Source organism: Mesorhizobium sp. M7A.F.Ca.CA.004.12.1.1, assembly GCF_003997835.1.
In the GTDB taxonomy this organism is placed as follows: domain Bacteria; phylum Pseudomonadota; class Alphaproteobacteria; order Rhizobiales; family Rhizobiaceae; genus Mesorhizobium.
This window is the reverse complement of the sequence record NZ_RZRK01000133.1, coordinates 1-10,281: the sequence shown is the minus strand read 5'-3', so window position 1 is coordinate 10,281 and position 10,281 is coordinate 1. Positions and strand designations below refer to the sequence as shown.

Annotated in this window: 10 protein-coding genes and 1 tRNA gene; 4 read left to right on the top strand and 7 right to left on the bottom strand. The window is 62.0% G+C overall.

Annotation, left to right across the window (positions count from 1 at the left end; all coding sequences use genetic code 11):
* The first annotated feature begins 196 nt into the window (after nucleotides 1-196).
* Nucleotides 197-1,123 carry an NADP-dependent oxidoreductase gene (locus EN984_RS09790; protein ID WP_127268014.1) on the top strand — a complete coding sequence of 309 codons (927 nt, stop codon included), beginning with the start codon at nucleotides 197-199 and terminating at the stop codon, nucleotides 1,121-1,123.
* A 62-nt stretch (nucleotides 1,124-1,185) separates the two neighbouring features.
* On the opposite strand, the gene EN984_RS09785 is transcribed toward EN984_RS09790, so the two are convergent.
* A complete protein-coding gene (locus EN984_RS09785) occupies nucleotides 1,186-1,461 on the bottom strand; it encodes a DUF1153 domain-containing protein (RefSeq protein ID WP_013529904.1) in 276 nt (91 codons plus the stop codon).
* Between the two features lie 288 nt (nucleotides 1,462-1,749).
* Between EN984_RS09785 and mnmA the strand changes: the two genes are divergently transcribed.
* On the top strand, nucleotides 1,750-2,940 hold the full coding sequence (gene mnmA / locus EN984_RS09780; protein ID WP_127268013.1) for a tRNA 2-thiouridine(34) synthase MnmA: 1,191 nt from the start codon (nucleotides 1,750-1,752) through the stop codon (nucleotides 2,938-2,940).
* Between the two features lie 44 nt (nucleotides 2,941-2,984).
* Here mnmA and EN984_RS09775 read toward each other — a convergent pair whose 3' ends face one another.
* Nucleotides 2,985-3,950, bottom strand: a complete 966-nt coding sequence (locus tag EN984_RS09775; RefSeq protein ID WP_127268012.1) for a Gfo/Idh/MocA family oxidoreductase — start codon at nucleotides 3,948-3,950, stop codon at nucleotides 2,985-2,987.
* A gap of 240 nt (nucleotides 3,951-4,190) precedes the next feature.
* Between EN984_RS09775 and EN984_RS09770 the strand changes: the two genes are divergently transcribed.
* Nucleotides 4,191-4,267, top strand: a tRNA-Met gene (locus EN984_RS09770).
* Between the two features lie 176 nt (nucleotides 4,268-4,443).
* Here EN984_RS09770 and EN984_RS09765 read toward each other — a convergent pair.
* From EN984_RS09765 to EN984_RS09745, 5 genes are all read right to left on the bottom strand, one after another.
* A complete protein-coding gene (locus tag EN984_RS09765) occupies nucleotides 4,444-4,872 on the bottom strand; it encodes an acyl-CoA thioesterase (protein ID WP_127268011.1) in 429 nt (142 codons plus the stop codon).
* Nucleotides 4,869-5,804, bottom strand: coding sequence for a 3-keto-5-aminohexanoate cleavage protein (locus tag EN984_RS09760; RefSeq protein WP_127268010.1), 936 nt, complete (start codon nucleotides 5,802-5,804; stop codon nucleotides 4,869-4,871). The genes EN984_RS09765 and EN984_RS09760 overlap by 4 nt, the downstream gene beginning before the upstream one ends.
* Before the next feature lie 31 nt (nucleotides 5,805-5,835).
* A complete protein-coding gene (locus EN984_RS09755; RefSeq protein ID WP_348629739.1) occupies nucleotides 5,836-6,840 on the bottom strand; it encodes an ABC transporter ATP-binding protein in 1,005 nt (334 codons plus the stop codon).
* A gap of 101 nt (nucleotides 6,841-6,941) precedes the next feature.
* On the bottom strand, nucleotides 6,942-7,679 hold the full coding sequence (locus EN984_RS09750) for a GntR family transcriptional regulator (RefSeq protein WP_127270373.1): 738 nt from the start codon (nucleotides 7,677-7,679) through the stop codon (nucleotides 6,942-6,944).
* The gene (locus tag EN984_RS09745) at nucleotides 7,679-9,013 is read right to left on the bottom strand and encodes an aminotransferase class III-fold pyridoxal phosphate-dependent enzyme (RefSeq protein WP_127383720.1); all 1,335 of its coding nucleotides are present in this window, start codon (nucleotides 9,011-9,013) and stop codon (nucleotides 7,679-7,681) included. The genes EN984_RS09750 and EN984_RS09745 overlap by 1 nt, the downstream gene beginning before the upstream one ends.
* A 121-nt stretch (nucleotides 9,014-9,134) precedes the next feature.
* Between EN984_RS09745 and EN984_RS09740 the strand changes: the two genes are divergently transcribed.
* A complete protein-coding gene (locus EN984_RS09740; protein WP_127270371.1) occupies nucleotides 9,135-10,190 on the top strand; it encodes an ABC transporter substrate-binding protein in 1,056 nt (351 codons plus the stop codon).
* Nucleotides 10,191-10,281: the final 91 nt, after the last annotated feature.

Genomic DNA, 10,281 nt, shown 5'->3' with positions numbered 1-10,281 from the left:
CCACCAGATAGACCCATTTGCTGGCCAGCATCTCCAGCACGGTGTGCGAAGGACACGCCCGCCGGAACGCATCATAGCCGAAACCGCAATCATCTTCACTATCCATGAGGTGCGTATATATCAGGAAGGTACATACTGGACAAGGGGATATTACTATCCAAATGATAGTGGCACCAACCAAGCAGGAGACATCTCAATGCGTGCCGTTATCCAGAATTCCGTCGGCGGACCCGACGTCCTTGTCATCGCCGATCAGCCGGATCCCACGCCAGAGACCGGCGAAGTGCTGGTCCGCGTCAAGGCCGCAGGCATCAATCCGGTCGACGGCGCCGTCCGTGCCGGCTACTACCCCTTGCTCGGCGAGCCGCCTTACATCCTGGGTTGGGATATCTCGGGAACTGTCGAAGCACTCGGCGCCGGCGTCACCGGCTTCAAGATCGGCGACGAGGTGTTCGGCATGCCGCGCTTCCCCAAGCAGGCGGCGGCCTATGCCGAGCTGGCTGCCGTGCCTGCCGATCAAATCGCACTGAAGCCGAAGAGCGCGGACCACCTCAAGGCAGGCGCCTTGCCGCTGGCCGGCCTCACCGCCTGGCAAGGGCTTGTTCGCCACGGCGGGCTGAAATCGGGGCAGCGCATATTGGTCCATGCAGGAGCCGGCGGCGTCGGTCATCTGGCGGTGCAGATCGCCAGGGCGCGCGGCGCCTACGTTGTCGCCACGGTCAGCCCGGGCAAGCTCGATTTCCTCCGCGAACTCGGCGCCGACGAGGTCATCGACTACACCAAGGGCGATTTCACCGATAAGGTTCGCGACATCGATCTGGTGCTGGATCCAATGGGCGGCGACCACGCCCAACGCTCGCTGAAGGTGCTCAGGCGTGGCGGCGTTTTGGTGTCATTGCTCGATGTCGGCGACAACACCAGGACCCAGGCCGGCGCGCGAGACATTCGGGTCGAGCGTATGTCCGTCGTTCCCGACAGGGAGGGCCTGGTGGAACTGGCTCGGTTGATCGATGCCAACAAGCTCGCCGTCCATGTGGCGAAGAGCTTCCCGCTGGACCAGGCGGGGGCCGCTCACGCCTTCCTCGCCACCAAGCCGATCGGCAAGGTTGTGCTATCGCTCTGAGCGGGAACGGTGAAAACAGAAGGGCGCGGGGTTAGCCGCGCCCTTCGTCTAAATTCGCAATGTCAGTGCCGGTATTGCTGGATGCGTGTCGTGCGCAGCCCGGCAAGGCCATATTCGTCGATCGACGCCTGCCAGGACAGGAATTCCTCGGTGGTGAGCTTGTAGCGTTGGCATGCCTCGTCCAGGCTCAAAAGCCCGCCGCGCACGGCCGCAACCACTTCCGCCTTACGCCGGATAACCCAGCGACGTGTATTGGTCGGCGGCAGATCGGCAATCGTAAGAGGGCTGCCGTCAGGCCCGATAACATATTTGACTCTCGGTCTAACCAGATCGGTCATCGTACTCTCTACAAAAAACTCAAAGACCCAATCCCCGCCACGTTACCGCCACAGCTTTAAAAATTGCCTAAGCAGACCCTAATGACTAGGTAAGGATCATGAACGCCGCGTTAGTCTTTTCGCCGGCATTTGAAACATCTGCCCGCAAACGCTGATTTGCCGGGGAAAATGCATCCCCTGGCGGAGATCGGCCGCAACCGGTGAATCGCCCTGCACGCTGGCGCGCCGGTAAAGCTTGACCTATATTCTCGACATTGGCATTGAGGCGCCGCGCAGAACGAAAGCATCATGAACAGTCTCAATCTTCCCGGACGTCCCGAAAACACCCGCATCGTCGTCGCCATGTCGGGCGGCGTCGATTCCTCTGTCGTCGCAGGCCTGCTGAAACGCGAGGGCTACGACGTCGTCGGCGTCACCTTGCAGCTCTACGACCACGGCGCGGCGACGCACCGGGCCGGCTCATGCTGCGCCGGGCAGGACATCGACGATGCCCGCCGTGTCTCCGAGACGCTCGGCATCCCCCATTATGTGCTCGACTACGAGGAACGCTTCCGCAAGGCGGTCATCGATCCCTTCGCCGAGAGCTATGTCGCCGGCGAGACGCCGATCCCGTGCGTTTCCTGCAATCAGACGGTGAAGTTCGCCGACCTCCTGGCCACCGCCAAGGAGCTCGGCGCCGACGCGCTGGCCACCGGCCACTACATCCGTTCCGGCGCCAACGGCGCCCACCGCGCGCTCTACAGGCCCGTCGACGCCGACCGTGACCAGAGTTATTTCCTGTTCGCCACCACGCAGGCACAGATCGATTATCTGCGCTTTCCCCTCGGCGGCCTGTCGAAGCCGCAGGTTCGCGCCATCGCCGAGGAGATGGGGCTGGCGGTTGCCGCCAAGCAGGATAGCCAGGACATCTGCTTCGTGCCGCAGGGCAAGTATTCCGACATCATCGCCAAGCTGAAGCCAACCGCGGCCAATCCGGGCGACATCGTCCACATCGACGGCCGCGTGCTCGGCCGCCATGAGGGCATCCTGCGCTACACGATCGGCCAGCGCCGCGGCATCGGCATCGCTTCCGGCGAGCCGCTTTACGTCGTCCACCTCGATGCCGACCGCGCTCGCGTCGTGGTTGGCCCGCGCGAGGCGCTGGAGACGCACAAGATCTATCTGCGCAATATGAACTGGCTGGGCGACGGACCGCTCACAGACGTCCCTGCAGGCGGCCTGGAGCTGTTCGCCAAGGTCCGCTCGACGCGGCCGCCGCGCCCGGCCGTGCTGCATCATCGTGCCGGTGCCACATGGGTGGAACTGGTCGACGGCGAATCCGGCATCGCGCCGGGCCAGGCCTGCGTGCTCTACTCCGATGACGGCAACGAAGCTCGCGTGTTCGGCGGCGGCTTCATCGAGCGTTCGGAGCGTGGCGCCGAGGCCGAGGCGATGCTGACCCGGCTTGCCGCCAGGCCGGCCCAGATACCTGCCGAATAAGATACCTGCCGAATAAGATTCCCGCCGAATAAATAATCCGCGCTTCAGGAATTCGACTTGGTGTGGGTGACCGTGCCGGCGGTCAGGATGCGCAGCACCCTGATCGCTTCCTCGCCGCTGGTGCGCGGCTCGGCACGCGTCTCGATGCACTGGATGAAATGCTCCAGCTCGCGTGTCAGCGGCATGCCCTGGGCAACCGCGACATAGGATGGCTCATTGGTGGTGAAGGCCCATTGGCCGCTGTCCTGCCACACTGCATGGCGGTAGACGGCAAGCTTGCGTTCCCATGGCTCGACATCGTCGAACACCGCCATCGCCTTGGTGCCGACCACGGTCAGCCGCCGCTCGCGATAGGGATTGAGACGCGAGGTGAAGAGATGGCTGCGCAGGCCGTTGGGGAAGCGCATGTGCAGATGCGCGAAGTCGCTGAGATTGTCGAGCAGGGCGGCCCCCTCGCCGCGCACCTCGATCGGCTCCGTGCCGGTGATCGCCAGGATCATCGACAGATCGTGCGGCGCCAGGTCCCACAGCGCGTCGTTCTCTGTGTGGAACTTGCCGAGGCCGAGCCGGTGCGAGTGGATGTAGCGGACTTCGCCGAGTTCGCCCTTGTCGATCAGCCCTTTCAGCGTCTCGAAGGCGGGGTGGAACCGCAGGACATGGCCGACCATGAAGACGCGGCCATTGTCCTTGGCCGCCTGCACCGCACGCTCGGCGTCGGCAACCGTCAGCGCGATCGGCTTTTCCACCAGCACGTCCTTGCCGGCCGTGACGGCACGCACGGCAAGGTCGGCATGGAATTGCGGCGGCAGCGCCATGACGATGGCGTCGATATCGTCACGCACGAACAACTGGTCCGGCTCGATCGCCAGGCAGTCCTGCTCGCTGGCGAAGCCTTCTGCGCGGGCCCGGTTGGTGTCGGAGACCGCGTACAGCGCGCCGAGCGCCTTGAGAGTGCGGATGTGGTTGCTGCCCCAGTATCCGCAACCGAGGACTGCTATGCGCGGCTTCATCTGTTTCAAACTCTAAAAACTCGTGGCCGAGACATAGCGACGTGCCCCTTCGAACTCAACCCCGGCGGCGGCAACCAAATGTCCGCATGGCAAAGCTTTTCGATAATGACGATAAGCCGGCAAGCCGGTTGCTTCGAAGCTTGACAGGCTCACCCTCCCAACCTTATATCCGCGCGACCTTGGCGAACGCCCCCGACATGCCTTTCGATTTGAGGCGGATTTCGGGCCTTTCGCCGCCCTGGCGGGGTAGCTCAGTTGGTTAGAGCACGGGAATCATAATCCTGGGGTCGGGGGTTCAAGTCCCTCTCCCGCTACCACTTCAACGCCACTATCGTACGCAATGGCCGATTGTGGCGGGCTGCCCCATGCGGTGTCCTGTGCGATAGCGGCATACCTGACCTTCGTAGGGCGAGTAGAAGCCTTCAGCGACCTACAGCATCTCGCTCAGTGACGCCAATGCGGCTAACGATGCCGTCACCGGACATTCTCGCCGTCACCCACGCGTATCGGCTTCACCCCTCGGGAGTTTCGCGCTCGCCTGCCGGGCTTCGCCTTCGATCTCGATCTTGCTCCGCGCTTGAAGATCGAAGCGTACCGTTACGGTGCGCATGCGCGCATGCAGGACTCCATCCAGCGTGCCGCGCATTTCATGTAGATAAGTCAGCGACGATTTCCCAAGCTTTTCTATAACGCTGCGAACGGTGACCAGGGTTCCCGCCGCGGTTTCATGCACGTAGTCGATCTCCATCCTTACATCCGCCCAGCCGAGGGTCGGCGTCAAACGAGGATCGGCAATCCTGCCCAGAAACTGGAAACTGGCGTCATCAAACATGGCCACATAATGACGAACGTTGAGATGGCCCATCGCGTCGCACATCCAAGGATGCACGACGCCGACATAGGTTTCGATGCCGGGCGTCAAAACCCGACCTCGTTTGCGCCCTTGAGATCCAGCAGTTGACGGGCTTCGTCGGGCGTCGCGATTTCGAGCGACAACTCGTTGAGAATGCGCTTTATCTTGGCAACCTGTTCGGCATTGCTCTTAGCGAGCGTGCCCTTGCCGACATAGAGGCTGTCTTCCAAACCGACCCGTACATTGCCGCCCATGATCGCGCCCATCGTGCAGAGATTTATCTGGTGCTTGCCCGCGGCAAGGATCGACCAGAGATAATCGTCTCCGAACAGCCGATCAGCCGTCCTGCGCATGTGCATCATGTCTTCTGGGTCGGCGCCGATTCCGCCCAGCAGCCCGAAGATCGTCTGGACGAAAAGCGGCGGCTTCAGCAGCTTGCGGTCTAGAAAGTGTGCAAGCGTGTAGAGGTGACTGACATCGTAGCACTCGAACTCGAACTTCGTGCCGTAGGCCTGGCCGACTTCGACGATGATACGCTCGATCTGCTCGAACGTGTTGGAGACGATGCCCTTCTTTGTGTCTTCCAGGTAGCCCTTCTCCCAGTCGTACTTCCAGTCGGTGTATTTCGGCGCGATTTGGTGCAGGGCGAAATTCATAGATCCCATATTGAGCGAGCAGAGTTCCGGCTTCGAAGCGTGCGCGGCTTCAAGGCGCTCTTCGAGGGTCATCTTCAGCCCGCCGCCGGTGGAAATGTTCATCACGGCGTCGGTCTGCTGCTTGATGCGCGGCAGGAAATCCATAAACAGCTTTGGATCAGGGGTAGGCTTGCCGGTCTCCGGATCGCGGGCATGCAGATGGATCACCGACGCTCCGGCTTCGGCTGCTCCGACGGCGGCGTCGACGATCTCGGACGGCGTTATCGGCAGATACGGGCTCATCGTCGGCGTGTGGATCGAACCGGTGACCGCACAGGTGATGACGACTTTCGGCGATTTCTTCATGGTTGAACTCTCCCTTGTCTGCCTTTTGTTGCTATCTCTCGAGCGCGAGGCAATCCTCACGACCACAGCCCAACCGAACCGCCTCGCCCGCATTGAGTTCGGACCGAGACGACGATGCGGCAAGCTTGACAATGAATTTCAGGCCGCCCGCCGTCACAGCGACGAGCCGGATGTGATCCCCGACATAAACGGACTGAACGACGGTTGCCGCAATCACGTTGAGGGCGGTGGAGCCATCGTGCAATAAGGACATGCGCTCGGGCCTGATCGACAGCGTCACCCTGGCGCCCGCAGGGGGCGTCGCGCCAGGGGAAATGGCGTTCAACACCAGATCGCCATCGTCGAGATGGACGGCCACGCCACCGTTTTCACCGCCGGCAAGCACGGTGCCGGACATGCGGTTGTTCTCGCCGATGAAGCTCGCCACAAAGCTGCCCGTCGGACGCTCATACAGTTCGCGTGGTGTCGAAAGCTGCTCGATGCGGCCGGCGCTGAACACCGCGATCCGGTCCGACATGGTCAGCGCCTCGGTCTGGTCGTGTGTCACATAAACGAACGTGACGCCGAGCCGGGCATGGATATCCTTGATTTCGAACTGCATCTGCTCGCGCAATTGCTTGTCGAGGGCGCCGAGCGGTTCGTCCATCAGGACAAGATTTGGTTCGAAGATCAGGGCGCGGGCAACCGCGACGCGTTGTTGCTGGCCACCCGAAAGCTGCGCCGGACGCCGGTTGCCGAATTCGGGCAACTGGACCATGTCGAGAACGTTCCTGACACGTCGCGTCACCTCGTCGCGGCCAAGTTTGCGGACCTCGAGCGGGAAAGCCAGGTTTTCGGCGACCGTCATGTGCGGGAAAAGCGCGTAGTTCTGGAACACCATGCCGATGCCGCGACGATTGGCGGGAACGTTGTCGATGCGCTGACCGTCAATGAGGATTTCGCCCTCGGTCGTATCTTCGAACCCCGCAAGCATCATCAACGCCGTCGTCTTGCCAGACCCGGAAGGCCCCAGCAGCGTCAGGAATTCGCCGCGCATGATTTCCAGGTCGAGCTGACGCACCGCCTGGACCGTCTGCCCGTAGCGCTTGCTGACGCCACGAAACTCGACATGAACCGGGCCACGCGGGGATCCGCCCATCACCGCGCCTGCGCCTTGGGATCACGGCGTGCCGAAGCCGGGCGTTTGCGCGCAGGCTGAGCCTCAGCCGCCGCGGCGGCGCGAAGAATGATGTCGGCGGCCTCGCGCAGGTCGGCCACCAGCGCCTTGCGCGCAGCCGCGCCATCGGCGCGACGCAGCGCCGCGAGCATTTCGTCATGATGGTCAAGGCCCAGGCCGTAGGTCACGTCCGAGCGGACGATGTTCAAGAACGGTCCTGCTTGCAGCCACAATTTCTCGATGATTTGCTGGATGAGAGGTGACCGCGCGGCATGGTACATCGTGAAATGGAAGCGCCTGTTCAAGCCGAGATAGCTAGCCATGACATTGCTCTCGACGCATTCGCGCATCAGCCCGTTCAGCTTCGCCAATTCATCGAGTTCTTCGGGCGTGATGGTCGTCGCGGCCCACTCGGCCGCCGTTCCTTCGACGCTGCAGCGCACACGCACCAGATCCGAAATACGCGCCACCGTGGCCTCGGGGACGATGACGCCCCGATTTGGGTGGTCGAACATTGCCTCGTCGCTGACGAGTTGCCGCAAGGCCTCGCGCACCGGCATGGCGCTGGTCCGGTACTGTTCGGCAAGCTGTCGCACGACCAGTCTTTGGCCGGGCAGGAAGTCACCGTTCATCAGTGCTTCCTTCAAGCCCGTATGGACACGAACATGAGCTGTCTTTTGCGCGGCTGAGCCGGCACTGGCATTCTTGCGATCAAGCATCAGTTTGTCCGGCGCGGCAGTATTTTGAGGTTGCTCGACAGGAAATCGTCGAATGCGCCGGCGAAGCCGTCGAGTTCGGTGTCGCCAAATGGCAGTGACAACGCCAGCATGCCGCGCGGCGTCACGTAGTACCCTCGCAACAGCATTTCGATATGCCAAAGCGCAATCACCGAAGGATCGGCATCGTCGAGCCGCGCCGGAGTGTCCACCGGCCCCCTGACGAAATGCAGGTTCATCAACGACCCACGCCCTATGACGATGCCCTCGACGCCATGCCTTTCAAGGGAGACGTTCATCGCTTCGCGCAAGCGATCGCCGCGCCCATTGATGGCGCGGCTCGCCTCTTGCGTCAGCACCTCGGTCAGACCGGTGAAGCCAGCAGCCATGCTGAGAATATTGTTGTTGAACGTCCCGCCATGCGAGAACGCACCGGGCAAAGCCGGATCGAAGCGATCGACGAGGTCGGCGCGTCCACCGAATGCGCCAAAACTGGCGCCGCCGCCGATATACTTGCCGAGCGTCACGAAATCGGGAAAGATTTCATGTGCGCCATGGAGCGCGCGGTAGTCGAGGCGCGAGGTCATCACCTCGTCGAAGATCAGCAGCGCGCCGGTCTCCTTCGTCGCCGCGCGCAGCGCTTCCAGGAACTCACGCGTCGCCGGGATGCAGCCGCCGCCGCCCATCATCGGCTCGACGATCACTGCGGCAAGCTCGTCGCCCTGTTCCTTGATGAGCGCCACGGCGCCTGCATTATCGTTGTAGTCGGCGAAGACAAAGGGGAAAGGCAAATTGAGCGGTGAGCCGCCATGCGCAAAAGTGAGTACGCCGCCATGATAGCCCTCGCGGAAGGCGAGGATCTTCGAGCGCTGCGTGATGGCGCGAGCCGCCGAAATCGCCATGATGTTCGCCTCGGTGCCCGAGTTGCAGAAGCGCACGCGCTCTATGGCCGGAAAACGGTCGACCACCGCGGCAGCCAGGCGCGCCTCATAGCGGTTGGGTGCGCCCAGCATGATGCCACCCTGTATGACGTCCACAAGGGCCGCCGAAATCGCCTTGTCGGAGTGGCCGTAGAAACCGGCACTGTATTCCGAGACCAGGTCGACATAGGTATGGCCGTCCAAATCGGTCACCCTGCAGCCTTCACCGGAAACAAACGATACGGGGAATGGCCGATACCATAGAACAGCCCTCGTATTGCCGCCCGGCAACGATGCCGCGGCCTCGTTCTGACGCGCCCGGCTGTTCGGGTTGGCGTCAGCGAAACGCTGTCGCGCCTCGTCCAGAACAGCAGCGAGACTGACATTGGCGCGCAGGTCTCTAGTGCCTTGCAGCATTCGATCAAATCTCCTCGTCTTTTCAACTTTTTTGCACCATATCGCAAATTCCTGTTGCTAATCAATCGATTTTGCGTTTGAAATTTGATCAAATCTGCAACGATAAGAAAGGGGAACTGCAATGAGGACTTATCTGCAAGCCGTATCTGCCGCCGCGATCTGCCTCGCGACCTCGACTTTGGCCGCGTCCGCGGCCGACCCCGTCACGGTGGTCGGCTGGGGGGGTACATGGGACAAGGCCTACAAGGATGGGGTCTGGGACAAGTACACCGAAAAGACGGGCGTTCCGATCGTCATGGAAGAATGGGGCGGCGAGGTCGCCAAGGTGCGTGCCCAGGTGCAGGCGGGCAACATTACCTACGACGTCGTCTCGGTCGAAGCGCCCGCCATGGAAGTCGGCTGCGCCGAAGGCCTGTTCGTCCCGCTGACGCCCGAGATCACCGGCGACGCGGCGAATTATCTCCCAGGCACCCTGCACGAATGCGGCGTCGCATCCGACACCTGGGCTACGGTCCTTGCCTACAACACGAAGGTCTACAAAGGTGACGCCGCGCCGAAGAGCTGGGCGGATTTCTGGAACGTCGAGAAATTTCCGGGAAAGCGCGGGCTTTACCAGCAGGCACAGTTCACGCTGGAAAATGCGCTGATGGCCGACGGCGTTAAGCGCGAGGACATGTACAAGGTGCTGGGCACGCCGGAAGGCGTCGACCGGGCTTTCGCCATGCTCGACAAGATCAAGGCGCACGTCGTCTGGTGGTCCACAACGACGCAGGGCATCCAGAACCTCGACAGTGGTGAAGTGGCTCTCAGCGACGCGTTCAATGCGCGCATCACCAACGAAGCCATCAACGAGAAGAAGCCCTATGCGATCGCATGGGACGCTGGCTTCTTCTATGGCACCGACTACTGGGCGGTGGTGAAGGGCGCGCCGCACCAGCAGGCCGGGCTGGATCTCCTCAAGTGGTTCTCCATCCCTGAAAACCAGGCCGGCTTCTCGAAACTCTATGCCTATGGCACCGGCCGCAAGGAAGCCGCCGACCTCATTCCCGCGGATTGGAAGGCCTACCTGCCGACGTCGCCGGAGCACCTTCAGTACGGCGCCTCCTATGACAACGACTTCTGGACCGAGCACAAGGAAGCACTGGAAGAACGCTTCAAGGCCTGGCTCGCGAAGTAACCCAGGCATGTTGGTCGGGACAAAGCCGGCTATGAAGCGGCGCCAACGGGGCGGCATGCTCGCCCTGTTGACGACCCCGCTTATTCTGTTC

Excerpts from the sequence above, each read along its gene's own strand:
- EN984_RS09790 (WP_127268014.1), top strand. The coding sequence starts at position 197 with ATGCGTGCCGTTATCCAGAATTCCGTCGGCGGACCCGACGTCCTTGTC.
- EN984_RS09785 (WP_013529904.1), bottom strand. The coding sequence starts at position 1,461 with ATGACCGATCTGGTTAGACCGAGAGTCAAATATGTTATCGGGCCTGAC.
- mnmA (WP_127268013.1), top strand. The coding sequence starts at position 1,750 with ATGAACAGTCTCAATCTTCCCGGACGTCCCGAAAACACCCGCATCGTC.
- EN984_RS09775 (WP_127268012.1), bottom strand. The coding sequence starts at position 3,950 with ATGAAGCCGCGCATAGCAGTCCTCGGTTGCGGATACTGGGGCAGCAAC.
- EN984_RS09760 (WP_127268010.1), bottom strand. The coding sequence starts at position 5,804 with ATGAAGAAATCGCCGAAAGTCGTCATCACCTGTGCGGTCACCGGTTCG.
- EN984_RS09755 (WP_348629739.1), bottom strand. The coding sequence starts at position 6,840 with ATGCGCGGCGAATTCCTGACGCTGCTGGGGCCTTCCGGGTCTGGCAAG.
- EN984_RS09750 (WP_127270373.1), bottom strand. The coding sequence starts at position 7,679 with ATGCTTGATCGCAAGAATGCCAGTGCCGGCTCAGCCGCGCAAAAGACA.
- EN984_RS09745 (WP_127383720.1), bottom strand. The coding sequence starts at position 9,013 with ATGCTGCAAGGCACTAGAGACCTGCGCGCCAATGTCAGTCTCGCTGCT.
- EN984_RS09740 (WP_127270371.1), top strand. The coding sequence starts at position 9,135 with ATGAGGACTTATCTGCAAGCCGTATCTGCCGCCGCGATCTGCCTCGCG.